The organism is Edaphobacter sp. (genome assembly GCF_035532915.1).
In the GTDB taxonomy this organism is placed as follows: Bacteria; Acidobacteriota; Terriglobia; order Terriglobales; family Acidobacteriaceae; genus Edaphobacter.
In genome coordinates this window covers 1-23,693 of the sequence record NZ_DATKQC010000176.1, presented here as the reverse complement: position 1 = coordinate 23,693, position 23,693 = coordinate 1, and the positions used below count along the sequence as shown (strand labels likewise).

Annotated in this window: 17 protein-coding genes; 9 read left to right on the top strand and 8 right to left on the bottom strand. The window is 59.4% G+C overall.

Annotated features, from left to right (window positions below; all coding sequences use genetic code 11):
* From argG to VMU57_RS08470, 6 genes are all read right to left on the bottom strand, one after another.
* A partial coding sequence (argG, locus tag VMU57_RS08495; RefSeq protein ID WP_325382407.1) for an argininosuccinate synthase occupies positions 1–821 on the bottom strand: 821 nt, incomplete at its 3' end.
* Between the two features lie 34 nt (positions 822–855).
* A complete protein-coding gene (gene argF / locus VMU57_RS08490; RefSeq protein ID WP_325382405.1) occupies positions 856–1,953 on the bottom strand; it encodes an ornithine carbamoyltransferase in 1,098 nt (365 codons plus the stop codon).
* Positions 1,946–3,196 carry an aspartate aminotransferase family protein gene (locus tag VMU57_RS08485; protein ID WP_325382403.1) on the bottom strand — a complete coding sequence of 417 codons (1,251 nt, stop codon included), beginning with the start codon at positions 3,194–3,196 and terminating at the stop codon, positions 1,946–1,948. Before VMU57_RS08485 ends, argF begins: the two co-directional genes overlap by 8 nt.
* Positions 3,193–3,975, bottom strand: coding sequence for an acetylglutamate kinase (gene argB, locus VMU57_RS08480; RefSeq protein WP_325382401.1), 783 nt, complete (start codon positions 3,973–3,975; stop codon positions 3,193–3,195). The genes VMU57_RS08485 and argB overlap by 4 nt, the downstream gene beginning before the upstream one ends.
* Positions 3,972–5,078, bottom strand: coding sequence for an N-acetyl-gamma-glutamyl-phosphate reductase (gene argC, locus VMU57_RS08475; protein WP_325382409.1), 1,107 nt, complete (start codon positions 5,076–5,078; stop codon positions 3,972–3,974). The genes argB and argC overlap by 4 nt, the downstream gene beginning before the upstream one ends.
* Positions 5,079–5,088: 10 nt before the next feature.
* Entirely contained in the window at positions 5,089–5,529 is a 441-nt protein-coding gene (locus tag VMU57_RS08470; RefSeq protein WP_325382399.1) for an ArgR family transcriptional regulator, read from the bottom strand.
* A gap of 240 nt (positions 5,530–5,769) precedes the next feature.
* Here VMU57_RS08470 and VMU57_RS08465 point away from each other — a divergent pair, with 240 nt between their 5' ends.
* The 4 genes from VMU57_RS08465 (at position 5,770) to VMU57_RS08450 (ending at position 13,961) form a co-directional block, all read left to right on the top strand.
* Positions 5,770–10,338: a glutamate synthase-related protein gene (locus tag VMU57_RS08465; RefSeq protein ID WP_325382397.1), complete on the top strand. Its 4,569-nt coding sequence runs from the start codon at positions 5,770–5,772 to the stop codon at positions 10,336–10,338.
* Positions 10,339–10,591: 253 nt separating this feature from the next.
* On the top strand, positions 10,592–11,197 hold the full coding sequence (locus tag VMU57_RS08460; protein ID WP_325382396.1) for a TetR/AcrR family transcriptional regulator: 606 nt from the start codon (positions 10,592–10,594) through the stop codon (positions 11,195–11,197).
* A 94-nt stretch (positions 11,198–11,291) separates the two neighbouring features.
* Complete coding sequence (locus VMU57_RS08455; protein WP_325382395.1) at positions 11,292–13,082, top strand: long-chain fatty acid--CoA ligase; 1,791 nt, start codon at positions 11,292–11,294, stop codon at positions 13,080–13,082.
* Between the two features lie 9 nt (positions 13,083–13,091).
* A complete protein-coding gene (locus tag VMU57_RS08450) occupies positions 13,092–13,961 on the top strand; it encodes a deoxyribonuclease IV (protein WP_325382393.1) in 870 nt (289 codons plus the stop codon).
* A 27-nt stretch (positions 13,962–13,988) separates the two neighbouring features.
* Here VMU57_RS08450 and VMU57_RS08445 read toward each other — a convergent pair whose 3' ends face one another.
* Positions 13,989–14,894 (bottom strand): hypothetical protein, encoded by a 906-nt coding sequence (locus VMU57_RS08445; protein WP_325382391.1) that lies wholly within the window; start codon positions 14,892–14,894, stop codon positions 13,989–13,991.
* 200 nt (positions 14,895–15,094) lie between these two features.
* On the opposite strand from VMU57_RS08445, the gene VMU57_RS08440 reads away from it, so the two are divergent.
* From VMU57_RS08440 to guaA, 5 genes are all read left to right on the top strand, one after another.
* Positions 15,095–16,978: a peroxidase family protein gene (locus tag VMU57_RS08440; protein ID WP_325382389.1), complete on the top strand. Its 1,884-nt coding sequence runs from the start codon at positions 15,095–15,097 to the stop codon at positions 16,976–16,978.
* A gap of 75 nt (positions 16,979–17,053) precedes the next feature.
* Positions 17,054–19,609 carry a leucine--tRNA ligase gene (leuS, locus tag VMU57_RS08435; protein ID WP_325382387.1) on the top strand — a complete coding sequence of 852 codons (2,556 nt, stop codon included), beginning with the start codon at positions 17,054–17,056 and terminating at the stop codon, positions 19,607–19,609.
* The gene (locus tag VMU57_RS08430) at positions 19,609–20,559 is read left to right on the top strand and encodes a hypothetical protein (RefSeq protein WP_325382385.1); all 951 of its coding nucleotides are present in this window, start codon (positions 19,609–19,611) and stop codon (positions 20,557–20,559) included. The genes leuS and VMU57_RS08430 overlap by 1 nt, the downstream gene beginning before the upstream one ends.
* 59 nt (positions 20,560–20,618) lie before the next feature.
* A complete protein-coding gene (locus VMU57_RS08425; protein ID WP_325382383.1) occupies positions 20,619–20,789 on the top strand; it encodes a hypothetical protein in 171 nt (56 codons plus the stop codon).
* Positions 20,790–20,882: 93 nt separating this feature from the next.
* A complete protein-coding gene (gene guaA, locus VMU57_RS08420) occupies positions 20,883–22,442 on the top strand; it encodes a glutamine-hydrolyzing GMP synthase (RefSeq protein WP_325382381.1) in 1,560 nt (519 codons plus the stop codon).
* 3 nt (positions 22,443–22,445) lie between these two features.
* Here the strand turns inward: guaA and VMU57_RS08415 are convergent.
* The coding region (locus VMU57_RS08415) for a hypothetical protein (RefSeq protein ID WP_325382379.1) at positions 22,446–23,693 on the bottom strand (1,248 nt) is incomplete at its 5' end.

The following is a 23,693-nucleotide window of genomic DNA, read 5'->3' as shown; positions in this document are numbered from 1 at the left end:
CCGAGGCCGTGACGACCGCCAATGGCGTTGGCTTCGAGCATCAGGGCGACGGGGTCTGCGTAGTCCTTGCCGTTGAGGGCGACGGGGAAGCCCTCTTCGAAGCGGATGGTGATCTCTTCGCGCTTGATCTCGACGTCGTCGCGCCAGAAGGCGACGCCCATGATGGGGGCGACGATCTTCATGCTGGTCGAGAGGTGTTCGAGGTCCTTGGCCTCGTGCGTGCCGCCGAGGATGTTGGAGTCGGTCGAGTAGGCCTTCTCCGACGACATCTTGTAGGCGAAGCCGGACTTCTGCATGAAGGCCGACATCTCGGCGCGGCCGCCGAGCTCGTCGATGAAGGCGGCGTCGAGCCAGGGCTTGTAGACCTTGAGGCCGGGGTTGACGAGCAGGCCATAGCGATAGAAGCGCTCGATGTCATTGCCCTTGAAGGTCGAGCCGTCGCCCCAGATGTTGACGTCGTCTTCCTTCATCGCTGTGACGAGCATGGTTCCGGTTACTGCGCGGCCGATGGGGGTGGTGTTGAAGTAGGTGACGCCCGCAGTGGTGATGTGGAACGCTCCGGCCTGGAGTGCGGCGATGCCCTCGCGAACGAGGGGGCCGCGGCAGTCGATGAGGCGAGCCTTCTCCGCGCCGTACTCGAGTGCCTTGCGCGGGATCTCGTCGTAGTCGGCTTCGTCGGGCTGGCCGAGGTTGGCGGTGTAGGAGTAAGGCAGAGCGCCCTTCTGTTTCATCCAGTGAAGCGCGGCGCTGGTATCCAGGCCGCCGGAGAAGGCTATACCCACCTTCTGGCCGACGGGCAGGGATTCAAGAATTACGGACATAGTGGCGTAGACCTCAATGGTTGAGCGTGAATGATTAAGAGCGTTTGCGGGGCTGGGTCACTCGTGCGCGGCTGCTGGTGGTCCGCTTGGCGCCGCCGAGCAGCATCAGCAGAAGAGCCTTCTGCGCATGCATGCGGTTTTCGGCCTGATCGAAGACGACGGACTGCGGACCATCCAGAACCGCGTCGGTGACCTCTGCGTTGCGGTGCGCGGGCAGGCAGTGCATGAAGACGGCATCGGGCCGCGCGTGTGACATCAGCTCTTCGTTGACCTGGTAAGGCTTGAAGATTGGCGCGCGCTTGGTGGCTTCGTGCTCGAATCCCATGCTGGTGCATACGTCGGTATAGACGGCATCGGCGCCGGTCACGGCTTTGATGGGATCGTGCATTAATGTGATGCTGCCGCCGGTCGATTCACTGATCTCGATGGCCTTGTGAATAATTTCAAGCTTGGGGGCGAAGCCTTTGGGCGATGCCACGATGCAATGCGCGCCAAGCTGCGCGGCGGTCAGCATCAGCGAGTGACAGACATTGTTCCCGTCGCCGACATAGGTAAAGCGAAGACCCTGCGCCGAGCCGAAGCGTTCTTCGAGCGTAAAGAAATCGGCGATGGCTTGACATGGGTGCTCGAGGTCGGAGAGCGCATTGATGACAGGAACCTTGGAGCAGGCGGCCATCTCGGTGATGGTGTCGTGCGCGTAGGTGCGTAGCACGATGATGTTCATCCAGCGCTCGAGGTTGCGGGCCATGTCGGAGAGAGACTCGCGCTCGCCCAGAGGAGACTGCGTCTGATCGACGAAGATGGCGTTGCCGCCGAGGGTGTTGATCGCTGCTTCAAAGGTGACGCGTGTGCGCAGCGAGGCCTTCTCGAAGAACATCACCATCTGGCGTGCGTCGAGCGCGTGGCGGAAGTCTTCAGGATTGGCTTTGACTGCGTGGGCAAGCTCCATGATGGCAGCCATCTCCTGCACGGTGAGGTCGGCGATGGAACAGAGATCGCGGCCACTCAGGCGTTTACTCGCTTCGCTGAAAGCAGTGTCGGACTGGATGCCCAGAGTTGCTGTTGCCTTGCGAGAAGAGGTATCTTCGCTCTCTGCGGGCTTTGGGTTCATGACTACGGTTTTGCTACCCATGGGCTTTTTCTCCTGCCGGTGCGGTCCCGGCGTATGCTGCAAGGTCTTTTAAGATTTCGTCGAGTGCATTGACGGCAATCTCGACATGCTTCCGTTCAAGAATGTAAGGAGGCAGGAAACGAAGCACGGTCTCGCTGGTGCGATTGATGATGATGCGGCGTTCCATCATCTGCGCGGCGACCTGCTTTGCCAACTCTGCTGAGTTGAGTTCAATGCCGAGCATCAGGCCCGCACCGCGGACATCGATGATGCAGTCATGGCGCGCTGCCAACTCCTGAAGCTTCGCCTTGAAGAAGTCTCCAGTGGATTGAATGTGTACCAGCATGTTCTCGCGCTGCATGGTGTCGAGAACGGCAATCGCGACGGCGCAGGCAAGCGGACCCCCGCCGAAGGTAGTTCCATGCTGACCGGGAGTGAAGCCGAGCGCAGCCTCATCGGTGCAGAGCATCGCTCCCATAGGGATGCCGCCGGCGATGGGCTTCGCGAGCGTGGTGATGTCGGGCAGGATGCCGTAATGCTGATAGGCAAACCATTTGCCGGTACGGCCGAGGCCGCTTTGGATCTCGTCGGCGAGCAGCAATGCACCAGTAGAGTCGCAAAGCTCGCGGGCAGCGGCGAAGAACTCCTGCGAGACGGGATGGATGCCGCCTTCACCTTGAAGCGGTTCGATGCAGATGCCGCAGACGGCCTCTGAGAACTTCGCACGGAGATCGTCCAAATCATTAAAGCGCACGAACTCGACGTCAGGCATGACCGGGCCGAATGGCTCGCGGTACTTCTCTTTATGCGTGGTCGCAACCGAACCCATGGTGCGTCCGTGAAAGCTGTGTTCCATGGCAAGAAACTTCGTGCCGATCTTTCGGCCCTTCTCACGCAGTAGACGAGCGTGAGAGCGGGCGAGCTTCAGCGCGGCCTCCCATGCCTCGGTGCCGCTGTTGCAGAAGAAGATGCGATCGAGGCCGCTGATCTCCGTCAGGCGCAGCGCGAGGTTCGCGGTCCCCTCGTGATAGAAGAGGTTCGACGTGTGCAACAGGCGCTTGCTCTGGTCGAGGATGGCCGCTTCAATCGCGGGATGGGCGTAGCCGAGCGCGGAGACGCCGATGCCGCTCAGCAGATCGAGGAAGTCGTTGCCTTCTTCGTCGCGCAGGTAGACGCCCTGTCCACTGACGAAGAGATAAGGATTGCGCTCATAAGTATGGAGAAGCAACTTGTTCTCCGCAGCCTGTATGGATGCCAGCTTCATGCGACCATTACCTCCGTTCCATCGTTCACCCGGGTCGAGCAGAGATCGGGCAGCAGCGCCGCAGACTCCGCAGGCAGAATACGTACTCGCTTGACGCCATGCGTAAGGGCATTGCGGCAGGCGTTAAGCTTGGGCAACATGCCGCCGGAGACAACCTGCTGCTTCTCGAGCGCAGGAATCTGCGACAGCGTCAGCCATCGCAGAACGTTGCCATCCGCTCCCTTGACTCCGGGGACGTCGGTGAGAAACACAAGGGTGTCCGCCTTGGTGCAGATCGCGCAGGCCGCGGCCATCTCGTCGGCGTTGATGTTGTAGTACTCGCCGTCGAAGCCCAGGGCAATCGAGGAGATGACGGGGACCGCGCCCATGGTCCAGATCGCTTCGAGCCAGCGGGGATCAGTACCGGCGATCTCGCCGACAAAGCCGAGATCGGGGTTGGTCTTCTTCTTGCGCGCGCGAAAGACGTGTCCGTCGCCACCGGAGAGGCCGACCGCAGCCTGTCCATGCGATCCAATAGCAGCAACCAGCGATTTGTTTACGCGCCCTGCCAGCACCATGATGGCGGCATCGCGCGTCTCGGCATCGGTGATACGCAGGCCGGAGACGAATTCGCTCTTCTTGCCCATCAGTGCCAGGGTACGGGTGAGCTGAACGCCGCCGCCGTGGACGACGGCAACCTGGTTTCCATCGGCGACGAGTTCGGCGATTGCCTTGCCGCACCCATGAAGGATGTCCTTGTTCTCAAGGGCCGCACCGCCTAGTTTGACGACAAATCTCACAGCAAGCCCTCCTGTTCATTCCATCCGCACATCAGGTTTAGATTTTGAACCGCCTGACCGGATGCACCCTTCAACAGGTTGTCCAGGCAGGAGACGATGACCATCCGCTTTCCGTCCGCCGCAAGCTCGAAGCCGATGTCGCAGAAGTTGGTACGAACTACATGCTGGATCTGCGGCAACTGCGGCGATCTATAGAGACGAACCATAGGGCTGTCGCGATAGAAGTCCGAGAATATGGCGCTGATCGCAGCAGGCTCGGTGGACTGCTTGAGCCGCAGATAAATGGTCGCGAGAATTCCTCGCGGAATCGGCAGCAGATGCGGCGTGAACTGAATCTGGTCAGCGCTGAGATGAAGCTGCTCGAGCAACTCGCCGGTATGGCGATGGCCGAAGACGTTATAGGCCGAAAAATTGTCGGCGGCATACATGAAATGAGTCTTCGCCGTCGCGGCTTTTCCGGCTCCGCTGACCCCCGACTTCGCATCGCAGACGATGCCATGATCAAGATCGACCAGCCCCGTCTGAACCAGAGGAGCGAGAGCCAGAATCATGGACGTGGAATAGCAGCCGGGATTCGCAACCAGGCGAGCGCTCTTGATCGCGTCGCGGTGCAGCTCCGGGCATCCGTAGACTGCCTCTGTCTGCAATTCTGCTGCAAGCGCAGGATTGGTATCTTTCAGGCGATAGACATCGCGATTGCGAGTCTCCTGCAGCCGCCACGCTCCGCTCAGGTCGATGACCTTGAGGCCGCGCTCCATGGCTTCGGGAACCCACTCGCGCGATTGCTCGTGCGGCGTGGCCATAAATAGCAGATCGATGCCCGCGTCAGCGATCCGATCCCAGCTGAACGAGTAGACCGGCGTCGAATCGACTGCGCCTGGGGCGGTGAGATAAGGGTGAAGCGCCTCGAGCGAGGTGGAGGGGCCAACCTCGGACTCGCCTGCGCGGCCCAGAAAGACCGGCTTCGCTCCTTCGAGGGCGGGATGGCGCAGCAACAGCCGTGCCAGTTCTCCGCCGGCATAGCCGCTGACACCCGCCACGGCGATGCGGGGCGGACGTGAGCTTGCCGCCGACGTGCCAACGCTTTCGGTCGATGTTTGCAGTGCTTCGAGATTAGCCAATGTAACCTTCAATTCTCGTTTTTAGTGTCTTTGCCTGTTGCTCGTCAGGGCAGATGATAAGGATGGTGTCGTCTCCGGCGATGGTGCCGACGACCTCCGGCCAGTCTTCGTAATCGATCCCGGCAGCGACTGGCTGGGCTCCGCCGGTGGTTGTGACCAGAACGAGAAGGTTTGCCGCCGGACGCACTTCAAGGCCAAAGCTGTGAAGAATATCTCGGATTCCCGGCAGCGCATCGTCGGCTGCGTCCTCTCCGCCGGGGAGGGAGTAGCCTGCCGGTCCCTTGGAAAGCCGCAGCTCATGGATGTCCCGTGAGAGGGTAGCCTGAGTGACATGAAAGCCTCGCCCTGCGAGTTTTTGCCGCAACTCGTCCTGGTTGGCAACGGAGGCCGTTACCAGCAGGTCTCGAATTACGGTATGGCGCTGTTGTTTCATGCGAGTGATTTACCTATTAAAAGACCGCAATGCATTGGTAATAAGGATCGCAATGCATTCTCAGTTAGAAGATTGCAATGCGCCGGCAATAAAGATCGTTCAAGTGTAGCGGTATTACATGTATAAATATACATCATAGTGTATATTTATACATAGGCCGCTTGTTCTGCTTATGAAGCGTATCAAAAAAAGGAAGGTACCTCTGGCGACACTTGAGCATCGCCCGACGTATAGTGAAGCATGGAACGGTTTTTTACAAATGCGTTAAACCCCGCTGCCCTGACCCCTGCCCCCTTGTCTGCCCAGAGCCTCACGCGTGCCACCCCGCGCATTCCTGCCTCGCTTATTGACGAGAAATTTGAGCATGATTCCTGCGGCGTGGGCTTTGTGGCCGCCGTGGACGCTGTGCCAACCCATAAGATTCTTGACCAGGCTTTGACCGCTCTTGGCCGCCTGGCGCATCGCGGTGCGACTGCCGCCGATGGAAAGAGCAGCGACGGCGTAGGTGTATTGACCGCTGTCCCTCGGGCCCTGTTGTTGCGCGCCACCAATATTGAGCTGGACGACCAGCAGCCGCTGGGCGTGGGCATGCTGCTGCTTCCGCTCGAGGAGACGCGAGCCGAGGCGCTGCTGGAGCGCTGTCTGCTCTCGCACGACTTTAAGGTGCTTTGTTGGCGCGACGTTCCCATCTGTACGGAGTGGCTGGGCGAAGAAGCCTTAGGGACGATGCCGAAGATTCGGCAGGTATTGGTAACGGATTCAGCGAATGCTGAAGTCGGGACGACGGAGCGCAGACTCTATCTGGCCCGGAAACAATTTGAGCGGTCGCACGAACGTGGGGATGTGACCGGCTATATCTGCTCTTTGTCGTCGCAGACGATTACCTACAAAGCAATGGTTGCCGGAAGTTTTCTGGCGAATTTCTTCCCCGATCTGGCGTCGGAAGAGTTTGTCACGCCGTTCGCGGTCTTTCATCAGCGCTATGCCACGAACACTTTGCCCACATGGCATCGTGCTCAGCCCGGCCGCAAGCTGGGCCACAACGGCGAGATCAATACCATTTGGGGAAATCGCGCGCGCATGACGGCCCGCGACTCAACGCTGCCGGTAGAGTGCAAGCCGGTTTTGACCGAGGGCGGCACCGACTCGACGAGCCTCGATGAGGCGATCGAGCTGCTCTCCCAGAATGGCAGAACACTGGCCGAGGCGGTTCGAATGCTCCTTCCGCCTGCGTCCGAGGGACACGAGAAATCCTCGTTCCTGCGTTACCACATCGATTGCGCCGAGCCGTGGGATGGTCCGGCTGCGTTGGCATTCAGCGACGGTAAAGTTATCGGCGCTGCGTTGGACCGCAACGGGCTTCGCCCTTGTCGCTTCGCCGTGACGAAGGATGGCCTGGTGGTTGCCGGGTCGGAGATTGGCCTGGTCGATCTCGATCCGGAAGAGGTGGTGCATAGCGGACGTCTTGGGCCGGGGGAGATGTTCCTCGTCGACCTCGAAAGCCACAAAATTTTTGAGAATGAAGAGTTACTGCAGTTGTTCGATGCAGGAGCAACCTACGCGAAGCTCGTCGAAGATACTCCGCTGAACCCTGTGCCGTTTCAGCCGATTGAAGCAACTACGCTTGCGGCTACCCATCGCGGATTTGGCTATACCCGCGAAGACGTGAAGATGATCCTGCATCCGATGGCAACCGAGGGCAAGGACCCGGTTTGGTCGATGGGTGACGACACCCCGCTGGCTTTTCTGGCGCGCTCTCCCCGGCCGTTGTATGCCTATTTCCGCCAGCGGTTCGCGCAGGTGACTAATCCTGCCATCGATCCTCTGCGCGAGGCCTGTGTGGTCTCGTTGCATACGCGCCTCGGCCCATGGGCCCATCTGCTGGACAAGAATTCGCCGTTGCCTGGGCTTTCCCTGTCTTCTCCCTTCCTGTCGTTGGGGCAGGTTGAGGCTCTGCGGAAGCGCGAATATCCTCATGCGGCAGAGTTGCACTTTGCAGAGCTGCAGTGCGTCTTCAAGCCGGAGACAACCCTGATTCAAGGGCTTGATGATATTTGCATGCAGGCCATTCAGTTGGTCCGCAACGGCGCTCGCATCCTGTTGCTCTCCGACCGTTCGGCGAGCCCGGAACGGCTACCGGTTCCGATGGCGATGGCCACTGGTGCGGTACATCAGGCTTTGGTTGGTGCTGGTCTGCGTACGCTCGCCGGAATCGCTGTCGAGGCTGGCGATTGCCGCGATATTCACCATGCTGCCGTCCTGATTGGATACGGAGCTGGCGTGGTTTGCCCGTGGCTCGCGCTGGAGACTGCTTTGAGCGTGGCGCCTGCGGGTACGGATGCTGAAGCGTACGAGCGCAAGATGCTGAAGGCGCTCGATGCCGGACTAGCAAAGGTCATGTCCAAGATGGGCATCTCCGTCGTTCACAGCTATCGCGGTGGACATTTGTTCGATATTCTCGGCCTGCACTCCAGTGTGGTCGACCGCTGTTTTGTGGATACTCCTGCTCCTCTTTCCGGTATCGGATTTGCCGAGGTGGAGCGTCAGCTTCGGCAGACGTGGCTAGTGAGTGACGGAACCGCTCCGGCTACCGCAGACCTGCCGGATTATGGCTGGGTCCGTTTTCGTAAGGCTAATGTCTCTGAGCCCCATGCCTGGCAGCCGCCTAACGTCAAGGCGTTGCAGTCGGTTGTCGGTACGGCGCGCAATGTCCCGCAGCCGACCGATCCGGCGGGAGCGTTTGCCATCTTTACGCAGGAAGTTCTGGAGCACGATCCGGCGGTGCTGCGTGATCTGCTGAAGATTCGCCCGTCTGGACCGGAGCTTTCTCTCAAGGACGTCGAAGCACCGTCGAGCCTGGTCAAGCGATTCATCGCCAGTGCAATGTCGCTCGGCTCCTTGAGCCCGGAGGCGCATCAGACGATTACTGCTGGCATGAACATGCTTGGAGCACGTTCGAATACTGGCGAAGGCGGCGAAGACAGGGCTGTATACAAGCTCAATTCCGTGGACGGCGGCAGGATCCATCAGGACGAGGAGCTGATCCTACAGGCGCGGTCGCGTTCTGGCGGCAGTGCTGCGGCAGTAGCGGAGCCTGTGGTCGAGGCCCCGGCGGTGCATACTTCGCTGAACAACAAGATCAAGCAGATTGCCTCCGGACGTTTCGGCGTGACTGCCGAATATCTGGCCCATGCCGAAGAGATTGAGATCAAAGTGGCCCAGGGTGCGAAGCCCGGCGAGGGCGGACAACTCCCCGGCCACAAGGTGAGCGGGATGATTGCACGTCTGCGCCATGCTCAGCCCGGTGTTCCGCTGATCTCGCCTCCGCCGCATCACGACATCTACTCCATCGAGGACCTCGCGCAGCTTATCTATGACCTGAAGCGCGTGAACCCGAAGGCCGCGGTGGGCGTCAAGTTGGTCTCCGGCTGTGGTGTCGGTACGGTTGCCGCCGGTGTCGCCAAGGCGTACGCGGACTTCATCGTGATTGCCGGCAATGTGGGCGGGACGGGTGCAGCGGCGTTGTCGAGCATCAAGTATGCCGGCAATCCGTGGGAGCTTGGACTGGCCGAGGCCCAGCAGGTGCTGATGCAGAATGGAATGCGCGGACGCGTTCGGCTGCGTACCGACGGTGGCCTGGCTACGGCCCATGACATTCTGATCGCTGCCTTGCTCGGCGCGGATGAATACGCGTTTGGTACGGCGGTGCTGGTGGTTCTGGGATGCGATATGGCGCGCCAATGTCACCTGAACACCTGTCCTACAGGAATTGCGACGCAGAAGCCGGAGTTGCGCGCGAAGTTCCGCGGCAAACCGGAGCATGTGGTGCGCTTCTTTGAGGAACTTTCCGCTGACTTGCAGCAGTTATTGGCGAAGTATGGATTTGCTTCGCTCGATGAAGCGGTTGGGCGGACGGACCTGCTTGAGCAGGTTAGGTTTGACGGCAATCTCGACCTTCAGCCGATGCTGGCGAAGGTGTCCGAAGGCGCGAGCCGATGGATGGGGGGCCGCAATGACCAGCCTGTGGTTGGTTTGCCGCTGGATGAGGCATGGGTTGTTCCTGCACTCGAAGCGGTCGAGCAGGGCAAGCCTTATGCCATCGAATCCAAGGTTGCTAACTGCGATCGTTCCATCGGCTCCCGGCTTGCCGGAGAACTGGTTCTGCGGCGCGCGCAGGCTGATCTCCCCTCGGATGTGACCTTTAATCTGAATGGCACGGCGGGTCAATCGTTTGGCGCCTTTGCAGTCGACGGCATGAAACTGGTGCTGGATGGACAGGCTAACGACTTTGTTGGCAAGGGTTTATCGGGTGGCGAGATCGTGATCCGGGCCTGTGGTCTGGCGGCCAAGGACAGCGGACAGCATGTAATTCTCGGCAATGTCGCCTTGTATGGCGCAACATCCGGAAAGCTGTTTGCCGCAGGCCGGGCGGGAGAGCGTTTCGCCGTTCGTAACTCTGGCGCAACTGCTGTTATCGAAGGAGTTGGCGACCACGGTTGCGAGTATATGACCGGTGGCGTGGTAGCTGTTCTGGGCCGGGTCGGCATGAACTTTGGAGCGGGCATGACGGGCGGTTTGGCGTGGGTTTACGACGCTGACGGCTCGTTCGTATCAGGGCAGAGATACCACCCTGAGTTCATTGCAGCAGAAGGGTTTAGCTCGGTTAATCAGGAATCGCAGGAGGCTCTGAAGGCGATGATCGTAGCTCATGCCGAGGAGTCTGCCAGCGGATTGGCGAAGGCTATGCTGGCGGATTGGCCGAAACAGGCAGCGGCATTCGTTCGGTTGACCCCGGTTCCTCAGGCGTAATTTTTAACCCGGTTTAATGTCGTCATCTTCGTCTTGCATCGGTAGCGGTTTATAGGTCAGTTTTCTTTTCTGAAGGCTGGCCCTTCATCTTTTGAAAACTAAAATTGTGGAAAAGTGGAAAATGCATAAAGATGCATTTCATATTGGACGAACTTTCTTGCTGGCAAGTTCTGATGGGGTTCGTTAGAGTCTCAGAACTAGACCTTTTGCCGAAAATTCACGTTACGAAGTGAACACCAAAGTAGGAGAGGGCTTGAAGAAGACGGAAGAAGAGCTGGCTGCCTGTGAAAAGTATCAGCGCATCCTCGACGCAGCGGTGGAGGTGATCGCCGAGCGGGGATACTTCAAATCGCCTGTGAGCGAGATTGCGAAGCGCGCCGGGGTGGCGGACGGGACGGTCTATCTTTACTTCAAAAGCAAGGATGATGTCCTGCGGACGGCGATCGACCGGAGATTCGACAGGTTCTATCAGCAGATTACCGATGCGTTTGTAACCATCGAGGGGCCACGGGAGCAGCTTGAGTACATCGCGCTGGTTCATCTGGAAAGCTACCAGGTCAACCGGAGCATGGCTGTGCTGCTCCAGACGGAGATGCGGCAGAGCGCGAAGTTCATCGCGGAGTTTTCGCACCGTCACTTGGCGAAGTACATCCAGACGGTTCGTGAGGTGGTTCGGCGTGGGCAGCAGGAAGGAATCTTTCGCAAGGACCTCTCCGATGGCGTGGTGGCGCACTGTATGTTTGGAACCATTGATGAACTGGTGAGTTCGGCCGTATTTACGGGGAGGGTCTACGATGCGAAGGTCACTGCGGCCCAGGTGATCGACGTGTTGCTGAATGGGATTACGGAGCGAAGCTAGTCTCAGAACAAACAAGGGAACGCCAACTCGATCGCTGGCTCGGCAGCCGGTGGTTTATTGTGGGGTGTGACTTTTAACAGCCGAGGTGGCGGTGATGTTTGATCTGACGACGTTGAACGATGTTCTGGTGAAGGTGACAGGGCGCGGCGATAAGCCCGTGATGAAGTGGCAGGATGCGGCGGGGGAGTGGAAGCCGATCTCTTCGTCCGAACTGTACGGGCGGGTACGGGCGCTGGCCGATGTGCTGCGCGGGTGGGGACTGGGGAAGGGCGACCGGGTAGTGATTCTGTCGGAGAACCGCTGGGAGTGGGCGGTGACGGACTTTGCCACGCTGGCGATTGGCGCGGTCGATGTGCCGCTTTATCCGACGCTGACGGCGGAACACATCGGCTACATGGTGCGGGATTCAGGGGCGAAGGTGGCGGTGGTGTCCTCGAAGGAACAGTATGACAAACTGGCAGCCGCCGGGGATATGCCCGAGCTGGAGCATGTGGTGGTGATGGATGCCGGGGAGTTTTCGGGTGCGGAGAGCTTTGCCAGCCTGATGCAGGGTACGCAGGCGAAGCAGCAGCGGGATTCCGCGTTCGATGCGATGGTGAAGGGTGCGCGGGGAGAGGACCTTGCGACGATCATCTATACGTCAGGGACGACGGGCGAGCCGAAGGGCGCGATGTTGACGCATGGCAACATTGCCAGCAATCTAAATCTTTCGACCGATCCATTTGGGTTTACGGAGAAGGACAGCTGCATCTCGTTTCTGCCGTTGTCGCATGTCACGGCGCGGCATCTGGACTACGCGATGATGTGCAACGAGGCGACGGTGGCCTATTGCCCGAAGTTCGATCTGCTGCCGGAGGCGATGAAGGCGTTGAAGCCGACGATCTTTGTGGCGGTGCCGCGGGTTTACGAGAAGATTCGCCAGGCGGTGGAAGGGAAGTCGGCTGCATCGCCAGTGAAGTCGAGGATTTTGAAATGGGCTTTGGCGACGGGTAAGACGCACAGGCCGGAGACGCTGGAGGGGAAGACTCCTTCGGGCATCGGCTGGGCGCTGGCGAACAAGCTGGTATTCGGCAAGATTCGCGAGGCGTTTGGCGGTCGGGTAGAGGTGTTTATCTCGGGCGGTGCTCCTCTGGGGATGGATACGGCAGGGTGGTTTGCCGATGCAGGGATTGTGATCTTTGAGGGGTATGGGCTGACGGAGACTTCGCCGGTGATTGGGCTGAACTACCCGAAGGCGCACAGGATTGGGACGGTGGGGAAGGCGCTGTCGAATGTGGAGTGCCGGTTTGCCGCCGATGGCGAACTGGAGGTGAAGGGGCCTTCGATATTTCCGGGCTACTGGAACAAGGAGAAGGAGACGGCGGAGGTCTTTACGTCGGATGGGTGGTTTAAGACTGGCGATATCGGCAACGTAGATGCCGACGGATTTCTGTCGATTACGGACAGGAAGAAGGAGCTGCTCAAGACCAGCGGAGGAAAGCTGATCGCTCCGCAGCCGATTGAAAATAAGCTGAAGGCGAATACGCTGGTGGCGCAGGCGGCGATGGTGGGCGATAAACATAAGTTTGCCTGCGTGCTGATTTCGCCTAATTTTGCTGCGTTAGAGGGATGGGCCAAGGGGCAGGGCATCGCTGCGGCAGACCATGCTGCGCTGGTGAAAGATGCCAAGGTGGTGAAGGCTTATCAGGAGATCGTGGACAAGGTGAATGCCGACCTGCCCAGCTACGAGAGCATGAAGCGGATGAGCGTGGTGCCGGATGAGTGGTCGGTGGAAGGCGGCGAGCTAACGCCGAGCATGAAGCTGAAGCGGCGTGTGGTGGAGAAGAAATACGAGAAGCAGATCGCGGAGTTCTATGCCGATGAGGCTACTTCGAAGGTGCGGTAGGCTTGAAGGATGGCAGATTCCGTGAAGAAGCGAATTGGGGTTCATGTAGGCACCTCGGGCGGGTGCTGGACGGCGGTGGAGCGGGCGGTAGCAGCGGGAGCGAACACGTTCCAGATATTTTCGGCCAGTCCGCGCATGTGGAAGGCGGCTCCGGTGAAGCCGGAGGATGCGGCGAAGATGCTGGCGCTGCGTGCTCAGCATGATGTGGCGCCGGTGGCTGTGCATGCGAGCTATCTGATTAATCTGTGCAGCCAGACCGAGAGTGTACGGGAGAACTCGGTGGCGGCGTTTCGCGGCGAGGTGGAGCGCGCGTTGGCGCTGGGTGCGGAGTATCTGGTGCTGCATCCGGGCAGTTGGAAGGGACTGACGCGCGAGGAAGGACTACGGCTGGCGGCGCAGTCGATTGAGCGCGCGATTGATGGCATCGACTTTACGGGGAAGAACTTCAGGATTTTGATTGAGAATACGGCTGGCGCGGAGTTTTCGCTGGGCGGCAAGCTGGAGCAGGTGGCGGAGCTGGTGGAGTGCCTGAAGGCCTGCGCCCCGGTGGCGGTGTGCCTGGATACCTGCCACGTCCATGTGGCTGGGTATGACATCGTGTCAGCGGATGGCTACATCGAGACGATGAAGCTGGTGGAGTCGACGGTGGGCTTCGATGCGGTGAAGGTTTGGCATAGCAATGATGCCAAGGCCGCGATGGGATCGAAGCTCGACCGGCATGAGCATATCGGCGAGGGGACGATTGGAGCGGAGGCGTTTCGGCGGCTGCTGCACGATGCGCGGTTTGCCCATGTGGCGTTTATCGCGGAGACGCCTGTGGATGCTCCAGGAGATGAAGCGAGGAATGTCGGGGTGCTGCGGACGCTGGCTGCTGGATGACGCAGATTGAGTTGCCGGATTCGCAATTTATTCTGACGGACTTGTGAGCGCCGCGGTTGTGGTTATTTTTTGCGGCGGTAGCTTTGCGCTGATCAGCGATTCAACCTGGTTCCATACGCGGGGATCGTTTTCGATCTCGATGTGCGGCCCCATGAAGAGGCGGGCATACCAGGGATACTTGTCGCAGGAGACGTGGGTGTTCTCATAGTTGAGCTGATAGTTGCCGAGGATCTGCGTTCGGGCTGGATCGGCGGCGCGGATGGTAGGTCGGCCGTGCAGCAGTCCGTTGAGCTGGTAGAAGTTGACGGCCTGGGCCACGTTGGCCGGGATTCGAGGGTCTCCCTCTCTGATCTTCGACACGCGGTCGACGAGGATGGTCAGCAGGACGGGAATTTTATCGTCCTGAAGCTGATGCGCCATGGTGACCGTCTCTGAGGCTCCCCAGCTGTGGCCGTAGAGAATGATGCGGGCGTGCTGTTTTTCGGCAACGCTCAGGGCTCCGTCATGGTTTGTGTCCAGCAGGTGCAGAATCTGCTGGAATGCTTTCGCGCCGTGAGAGTTTTGAAAGACCTGCGCGTAGACTCCCACCGGGTGGTTCTGTCGAATATGCATGGCGAGCTGGACTTCGCGATGGATGAGGTTGCTTTTCTTGACGCGCCCTCCCAGAAATCCGATGACGATCACCGGGGAAGCCGTGGCGGCCACTTTTTCAGAAGGCTCGATGGAGGGATGCATTGCGCCGATATTTCTTAGCATCTGCTGTGGAGGAAGCGCTTCCGCTTGTTCCGGGGGTGTCATCCCCCGGCAGGCTTGCAGGCTGAAAGCTAGGAAGGCAAAGAGGATAAGCGGCGAGGCGAGAAATATCCTGAGCGCGGGCGAGGATTTCTGGCAGGGTGTATTGGTTGGGAACGATTTGACAGATTGCAAGAGCACGAACCTCTCCGATGAGGGCGTACAAGCAGGTGAGGTTTTCCATCCGGCTTGGGTAGAGTCTAGTCCTTTTTGAAGGAGTGGGCGGAGTTGGTGTCGCCATCCGGTCGCAAGGCTATTGCTTCGCTGCGTGGAGCCATCTAGTATTGCCCGTGCAGTTTCGGGCCCGCTTGTGAAGTAATTTAGGTCACGAGGACACTGCCATGAGAGTGCTAAAAGCGTTTGGACTTGCCGCCGGGGGTGCATTGGCGGCCGCTGCCGCGGTAAAAATTCTTCGCAGTGCGCGATGCAAGCGGAGACTTCTCGACGGATTCAACCGGACAGCCGTCTTGGTCGATCAGAAGATCGGCTGGCCGTCATTGCCGGTTCCACTGGCGCTTGTGGTGCTGGCCGGCGACCGGAATACCTTACGCGAGAAAAACCTGATCGACACAAATACGCCGGACACTGTGCCCGCAACTTCTCCGGCTTATCCAAATGTGGTGACGGCCCGAACCCCGGACGGGACCTTCAACGATATGAAGTGTCCGTTTATGGGGAGCGCCGGTTCGCGGTTTGGCAGAAACATTCCTCTGGAGGAGACATGGCAGCAGAAGCAGCCTGACCTTATGACGCCGAGCCCGCGAGTGGTGAGCCTGGAGTTGATGACCCGCAATGAATTTACTCCGGCGAAGACGTTGAATCTGCTGGCGGCGGCATGGCTGCAGTTCCAGATTCGCGACTGGTTCAGTCACGGCAAGAGCATCAAGGAAGACCCATGGCAAGTGCCGCTGGCGCAGAATGACACCTGGCACGAGAACCCGATGCAGGTTTTGCGCACGATGCCGGACCCGACGCGGACCGCTGCGGATGAGGGCAAGCCGCTTACCTACGTCAACACGGAGACCCACTGGTGGGACGGCTCGCAGCTTTATGGCAGCACGGCGGACTATCGCGCGAAGGTACGGACTGGACTAGACGGCAAGATCTTCGTGGGCAAAGACCATCTGGTGCATCCCGATCCGACCGCGCTGGTACAACTGCAATCGGCTGCGCTGGTGGGATGGTGGGTGGGGCTTGAGCTCTTCTACACGCTGTTTTCGCTGGAGCACAATTCGATCTGCGACAAGCTGAAGCAGGAGTATCCCGAGTGGGGCGATGACGACCTGTTTGAGCACGCGAGGCTCATCAATGCCGCGATTATCGCCAAGATTCATACCGTGGAGTGGACGACGGCGATCCTGGGGCATCCGGTGTTGCAGATTGCCATGCGCGCGAACTGGTGGGGGCTGGCCGGAGAGCGAATCAAGAATCTGTTTGGCCGCTTGAGCGGGAGTGAGCTGGTCAGCGGGATACCGGGCTCGGAGACCGACCACTTTGGAGTTCCTTATTCGCTGACGGAGGAGTTCGTAGCGGTCTATCGGATGCATCCACTGATTCCCGATGACATAACCTTCTGGTCGCGGGAGACGGGCGAGGTGTTGCAAAAACTCAATTTTCAGCAGATTGCCGGTGATGACGCACAGAATATCTGCGACAGCATCCACGTCGAGGACCTGTTCTACTCGTTCGGGCTGATGAATCCCGGAGCGGTCGTGCTGCATAACTATCCGAAGACGCTGCAGCACTTCGTGAGGCCGGACGGCATTTTGATGGACGTTGCGGCGCACGATATTATGCGCTGCCGCGAACTGGGAGTTCCGCGATATACGAAGTTCCGTAAGCTGCTGAACCTGCGGCCAGTGACGACGTTCGAAGAGCTTACTCCAAATGCGGAGTGGCGCGAAGAAATACGCCGCGTCTACAACAACGACATCGATTCGGTGGACCTGATTGTGGGGCTATTTGCGGAAAAGCCGCCGGAAGGGTTTGGCTTCAGCGATACCGCCTTCCGCATCTTTATCCTGATGGCGTCGCGGCGGCTGAATAGCGATCGCTTCTTTACCACCGACTTTACCGAAGACGTCTACAGCAAGGCCGGGATGGATTGGATCAGGGACAGCACGCTTTCTACGGTGTTGCTGCGGCATTATCCGTCGCTGGCCCCGGCACTGGAGGGGCTAGAGAACGGGTTTGCTCCGTGGAAGGCCAAGGGCGCGCAAACCTAGCGGTCGGCTGGAATTTGAGAGGAAGAGTGCGTTCGTCAGCAGCGATGGCGTGGTTTTCTTTACAATCAGAAATATATGCCAGAGATGCAGACGAGCGAGACGGACAAGCAGGCGCGGTATAGCCCGGCGGAGATTGAACCGAAGTGGCAGCAGCGGTGGGACGCCGATCCGGCGCTCTATGCCGCCGAAGGGCACGATGCGGGTAAGCCGAAGTACTACTGCATCGAGATGCTGCCCTACCCGAGCGGGCAGTTGCACATGGGGCATGTACGGAACTATGCGATTGGCGATGCGCTGGCCCGCCACATGTGGATGCGCGGGTATAACGTGCTGCATCCGATGGGCTGGGACGCATTTGGGCTGCCGGCGGAGAATGCCGCGCTCAAGAACAATACCCCGCCGCGCGAGTGGACGCTGGCGAATATTGCCGCAATGCGCAAGCAGATGCAGCGGCTGGGTTTGAGCTACGACTGGGCCACCGAGGTCACGACCTGCCTGCCGGATTACTACCGCTGGAACCAGTGGTTCTTTTTGAAGATGTATAACGCGGGCCTCGCCTACCGGAAGAAGAGCAAGGTCAACTGGTGTCCGGATTGCCAGACCGTGCTGGCCAACGAGCAGGTGATCCTGGATTCCAAAGGGCGGGGCGTCTGCTGGCGACATGAGGACACCGTCGTCGAACAGCGGGATCTGACGCAGTGGTTTTTGAGGATTACGAAGTATTCGGACGAGTTGCTGGACGGTTTGGACAAGCTGGTGGGTTGGCCGGAGAAGGTCAGGACCATGCAGCGCAACTGGATCGGTCGCAGCGAGGGGACGCTGGTGGACTTCGCCGTGGATGGCGAGGTGAAGGCAGCGAATTGCGAGAAGATCACCGTGTTTACGACGCGGGTGGATACGATCTTTGGCGCGACCTCGGTGCAGCTTGCTCCGGAACATGCGGTGGCCAGGGCTTTTGCGGCCGAGGACGCTGCACTTGCAGGCAAGATCGAGGAGTTGCTGGCACAGCAGACACTGGCGCGTGAGGCCGGGGATGTCGGCGGCATCGAAAAGCATGGTGTGGATACGGGCCGGTTTGCGGTGAATCCGTTCAATGGCGAACGCGTGCCCATCTGGGTGGCGAACTACATTCTGGCGGACTACGGCACCGGCGCGATCATGAGCGTTCCGGCCCATGATGAGCGGGACTTTGAGTTTGCCCAGAAGTATGGCCTGGCCGTGAAGCAGGTGATTGCTCCCCGTGTCGATGCTGGCGATGTGGCTCTTCCTTACACCGCGGAAGAAGATGCCGTGCTGGTGGATTCTGGTGAATGGACGGGCGAGAGCAGCGTGGAAGCGCAGCAGAAGATGGCCGGGTTTGCCAAGGAGAATGGATTTGGTACGGCTACAGTTACATATCGTCTGAAAGACTGGGGCGTGAGCCGCCAGCGGTATTGGGGAACGCCGATCCCGATGGTCTATTGCGAATGCTCCGGCGAAGAGCCGATTCCGCTGCCGGAGAGCGCATTGCCGGTGGTACTGCCGCCGCAGGTGGATATTACGCAGCAGGGCGGATCTCCGCTGGGCCGCGTGCCGGAGTTTGTGAATACGACTTGCCCGAAGTGCGGTGGCCCTGCGCGGCGCGAGACGGACACGATGGATACGTTCGTCGATTCGAGTTGGTACTTCTATCGCTACACCGATTCGAAGAACGCGGACGCGCCGTTTGCGAGCGAGAAGGCGAATTACTGGTTTCCGATTGATCAGTACATCGGCGGCGTGGAACATGCGATTCTCCACCTGATCTATTCGCGGTTCTGGACGAAGGTCATGCGCGATCTTGGACTGATCAAAAATGACGAGCCTGCTGCGCGGCTGTTTACGCAGGGTATGGTCATCAAGGATGGCGCGAAGATGTCGAAGTCGAAGGGCAACGTGGTCTCGCCCGACGACATGATTGCTCGCTATGGTGCGGATGCAACGCGCATGTACGCTTTGTTCGCGGTTCCACCGGATAAAGATCTGGAGTGGCAGGAAGATGGAGTCGCCGGAATCAGCCGCTTCCTGAGCAGGATCTACCGGCTGGCGACGAAGTATGGCACCGCGAGCATGGCGCAAGGGGTGGTGCGCGAGGGCAAAGGCTCCGCCGTGGAGCAGAAGCTGCTGCGCAAGCTGCACCAGACGATTGCGAAGATCACGATGGACTTCAGCGGCCGCTGGCACTTCAATACCTCCATCGCCGCGACGATGGAGCTGGTCAACGAGGTAGTGGCTTCGGAGGCCGCGATTGACGCAGGCGAGGTTTCGCCCGCGGCGGTGGCGGAGGTATTCCGCAACCTGGTATTGCTGATGGCTCCCTTCGCTCCGTTTTTTGTGGCGGAGTTGTGGGAGCAGATCGGCGGCGAGGGCGTGGTGTTTCGCGTGCCGTGGCCGGTGGCGAATGCTGATCTTCTGCGCGAAGATGAAGTAGAGATTCCAGTGCAGATGAATGGCAAGCTGGTCAACGTCGTCACGGTTCCGGTCGGCAGCAAGGAAGACGTTGTAAAGGCTGCGGCGCTGGCGGATGCTAAGGTTATCGCAAGAATGGAAGGCAAGACCGTGGTGAAGGTGATTGTGGTGCCCGGCAAGCTGGTAAATCTGGTGGTGAAGTAGTGGAGGCGACGCCGCAGGATGGCGTCGTGATCGCTGCGGGGACGGTACGCGGGACACAGTCGTTTGTGCATGTGCTGTCGCAGTGTTGGAAGAACCCCCAGTGGACGGCGCTGGAAGTATTGTGGCGCTGGATTTATGGGATTCCGGCGCTGCTGGTTCTCTGGTATCAGGGAACAAGAATTCTGCAAGCCGCTCCCTTGGACGTGAAGGCGCTGAAGTCCATGTCGATCCTGGATGCGATGGGATCGTCGAAGACGCTTGCGGACGCGATGGCAGTCGTTCTGCCGCCTGTAGCGCATCTGCTGGTGTGGCTGGGGCCGATCCTGGTGCTGGTGTGGGTGGTGGTGTCGTCGGTGGGACGCATGGTTGTGCTGCGACGCGTGGACAGCAGGCTTTACGTCCGCCTGGGGACCTTGATCGTGTTGCAGGCAGTGCGAGTGGTGGCGCTGCTGGGGAGCTTTGCCGTATGGTTTTTGTGCATGGAGTGGGCGGCACAGCTGAATATCACCAGGCCGATTGCCGCTGGCGGCGAGCCAAACCTCGTGGGTTATTGTTCGCTCGCGATTGTTGGGACGCTGGGGCTATTTTCGCTTTGGGCGATCGCGAGCTGGGGGTTGAGCGTCGCTCCGCTGCTGGCCATGCTGCGGAACATCGGCGTCGGCAAAAGTTTTGCTGCGGCATTCCGGCTGGGACCGCTCAAATCGAAGCTCATGGAGATCAACTTGGTAATGGGGATTGTGAAGATCGCGCTGATCGTGCTGGCGATGGTGCTTTCGGCCACTCCTCTGCCGTTTGAGGTGGTAGCGACTCCGCAGTTTTTGACGTGGTGGTGGGCTGGGGTGACGGTGATCTATTTTGTCGCCTCGGACTTCTTCCATGTGGCTCGGCTGGTGTCTTATCTGGAGCTATGGCGCGCCTATGAGACTGATGAGGGCTCTTTACTCAGGTAGGCGGAAATTCTGCATCTCATAGCACAGGGCCTTTTGAAACTTCTGCCCGGAGGCTACGGATGTCATTTGGAATCTATGCAATTGGCTACCTCATTTTGATCGTGGGCGTCGCTTATCTGGCCCACCTGATGCATATCCCTCAGCACTATATTGTGGCCGGCGCGATCATTCTAATAGGGCTCGGGATTGTGACTGGAGTGCAGACTACGCGGCACAAAGATCCCAGCTAAGGCGGTCACGAACTGACCGGCCTTTCGCCGTCACCTCATAGAGTTCCGCAGGCGGTTTCCAGGTACTTGCGCCCTCGCATTTACACTGGATACGTGGACACTTCAACGATAGTCATTCTGGATTTTGGGTCGCAGTATACGCAGCTCATCGCGCGGCGTATCCGCGAGTTCAACGTTTTCTCCGTGGTGCTGCCTTGTACCGCTTCGCTCGAAAAAGTGCGGGCGTTGAACCCGAAGGGCGTCATCCTCTCGGGTGGGCCTTGCTCTGTCTATGATGCGGAGGCTCCGGCGGCCGACCCGGCGGTGCTCGCGATGGGCGTGCCGGTGCTGGGAATCTGCTACGGGTTGCAGTTCGTCGTGCATCATCTTGGCGGCAAGGTGCAGCCAGCGGCAGCGCGGGAGTATGGCCATGTCGAGGTAGCCGTGGTGGCGGAGACTCCGCTGTTTCGTGGATTGCCGCAGACGCTCGATGTCTGGATGTCGCATGGCGACCATGCCGAGCAGTTGCCGGAGGGCTTCTCGCTGACGGCGAAGACAAGCAATGCTGTTGCCGGAATTGCCGACGAGAAGCGGCGAATCTGGGCAGTGCAGTTTCATCCCGAGGTCGCGCATACGAAGCAGGGAATGGCGCTGCTGAAGAACTTCTGCCTCGATATCTGCGGAGCGAAGCAGGATTGGACGCCGGAGCACTTTATTCAGGCAACGGTGGAGCGGGTGAAGGCTCAGGTCGGCGATGGCCATGCTATCTGCGGATTGAGCGGAGGCGTTGACTCGTCGGTCGCCGCGGTTCTGGTGGCGAAGGCGATTGGCGACCGGCTGACCTGCATCTTCGTGAACAACGGAGTGCTGCGCAAGGACGAGTTCGCCAAGGTGCAGAAGACGATGCGCGAGCAGCTAGGGCTGAATGTCGTTGCGGTAGATGCAGGCGAGCGCTTCTTATCGAAGCTGGCTGGCGTTACTGATCCCGAGAAGAAACGGAAGGTGATCGGCAACGAGTTCATTGCCGTCTTCGACGACGAAGCGAAGAAGATCTTTGAAGCAGAGAAACATGTTGGCGAAGAGATTGCGTGGCTGGTCCAGGGCACTCTCTATCCAGATGTGATCGAGTCTTCGAGCGTGCATGGGCCTTCGCATACGATCAAGAGCCATCACAACGTCGGAGGTTTGCCGGAGAACATGAAGCTCAAGCTGATCGAGCCGCTGCGCGATCTCTTCAAAGATGAAGTTCGCCGCATCGGTCGGGACCTGGGCATGCCCGATGACATTATCGAGCGGCAACCCTTTCCGGGGCCTGGACTTGCAGTCAGGATTCTGGGCGAGGTGACTGCGGATCGCGTTGCCTTGTTGCAGGAGGCCGACGAGATTGTCGTCGCCGAGATTAAGGCGGCTGGCCTTTATCGCAAGGTCTGGCAATCCTTCGCTGTGCTGCTGCCGGTGAAGAGCGTGGGCGTCATGGGCGATCAAAGGACGTATGCCTACACCTGCGCGATCCGTGCGGTGGAGTCGGAAGATGGGATGACCGCAGACTGGGCTCCGCTGCCCTACGAGGTGTTGCGGACGATCTCAAGCCGCTTCGTGAGCGAGATTCGTTGCATCAATCGAGTGGTCTACGACATTACGTCGAAGCCGCCCGGAACGATTGAGTGGGAATAACAATCAGTGGCTGGTTGCGGGAAGGTTCGGTTTCAGGACTTGAGAGCGGCGGGCCGTGGTCTGGACGACGATGCGGGTGTCGCGGGCGAAGGTGACTTCGCCGCCTCGCTTGATCCATCGATTGTAGAGAGAAAGCGCTGCGCCGTAAGCTCCGAAGCCTGCGGCCACGTTGGCTGAGCCGCTGGCGGTTCCGACGATGAAGCCGATGAGGCCGATGCTGTTGGAGGCTCCTGCATTTTTGCGGAAGAGCTCTCTATCTCCATCGCCACGATCCTGATGCAACGGGCTGGCCGCGAGCGCGATGAGCAGCAGGGGAACGATGACCTTGTCCTGCGGCTTTGGCTTTACCTGGCCTTCGGAGTCCATCGCGAGGTTTTGGGCCGAGGATGAATCTGCGCTGGTGACGGTTGTCTGGACATTCTGTGTCTTACCGCTGGGCAGAACAAGCTGGCGGAAGTCGAAGTGCAAGACGCCGACGCGTCCGAAGCGGCGAGCAGGTTTCGCTTGAGTGACAGCTCCTACAAGAGTTGAGCCTTCAGGTACGGCAATGGTGTGGTCCGGGTTATAGATAGGCTCGGCGACGGTAGCGTGGATGATCTGGCCGGATTTGGAGGACGTAGAGCTTAGCTTGTCGGTGAGGTAGGCGTTGACGATCCAGATGGATGAGTCGGCAGGTTTTGTGGCGAGCGCTGGTTCCGGAGCGGATTGCGGTGGAATGTTGAGTGAGGCTGCTGTTTCGACTGTCCAGGCTGTGCCCTTCTGAATGCGCTGCGGATGGTAGGGGAGCTGAGTGTATAGAAGCTGGGTGAAGCGGTCGCGCTTGTCGGGGGCAGTGAAGAAGGCGAGCTGGTCGCGGAGGACCTGGATGCCGTTGTCGAACTGCTGATGGATGAAGCCTCCCTTGCGGTGAGGCGGTGGAACGAGGCGGTAGATGGGCGCTCCGTCGGTGGCGGTTCCGGTGACAATGGGCAGAGTGGTTCCGTCGTCGAGCAGAATTCCGGTGAAGCGAACAACAGGGATGTAGAAGGGCGTGAAATCTGCACGGAGACGTGCGGTGACGCGATGAGAGTGATCGGCGCGAAGGGAGGTGACTGTGCCTTCAAGGATAGTCTTTTCGGGGAGGACGAGCTTGTTGTCGGCGTAGACGGGATAGATCAGCTCGGCGCGGATGGGTTGGCCGACGCGCATGGGGAGATGGTCGTCAACCTGGACGGCGAGCGGCGTTCCGGCAGGAACGGTGGCCGTTTGGCA

What these genes read in the sequence shown, in the direction of transcription:
- VMU57_RS08450 (WP_325382393.1), top strand. Translation starts at nt 13,092, where the DNA reads ATGGCAGATTCCGTGAAGAAGCGAATTGGGGTTCATGTAGGCACCTCG.
- leuS (WP_325382387.1), top strand. Translation starts at nt 17,054, where the DNA reads ATGCCAGAGATGCAGACGAGCGAGACGGACAAGCAGGCGCGGTATAGC.
- VMU57_RS08485 (WP_325382403.1), bottom strand. Translation starts at nt 3,196, where the DNA reads ATGAAGCTGGCATCCATACAGGCTGCGGAGAACAAGTTGCTTCTCCAT.
- VMU57_RS08455 (WP_325382395.1), top strand. Translation starts at nt 11,292, where the DNA reads ATGTTTGATCTGACGACGTTGAACGATGTTCTGGTGAAGGTGACAGGG.
- VMU57_RS08465 (WP_325382397.1), top strand. Translation starts at nt 5,770, where the DNA reads ATGGAACGGTTTTTTACAAATGCGTTAAACCCCGCTGCCCTGACCCCT.
- argF (WP_325382405.1), bottom strand. Translation starts at nt 1,953, where the DNA reads ATGGGTAGCAAAACCGTAGTCATGAACCCAAAGCCCGCAGAGAGCGAA.
- VMU57_RS08425 (WP_325382383.1), top strand. Translation starts at nt 20,619, where the DNA reads ATGTCATTTGGAATCTATGCAATTGGCTACCTCATTTTGATCGTGGGC.
- VMU57_RS08470 (WP_325382399.1), bottom strand. Translation starts at nt 5,529, where the DNA reads ATGAAACAACAGCGCCATACCGTAATTCGAGACCTGCTGGTAACGGCC.
- VMU57_RS08440 (WP_325382389.1), top strand. Translation starts at nt 15,095, where the DNA reads ATGAGAGTGCTAAAAGCGTTTGGACTTGCCGCCGGGGGTGCATTGGCG.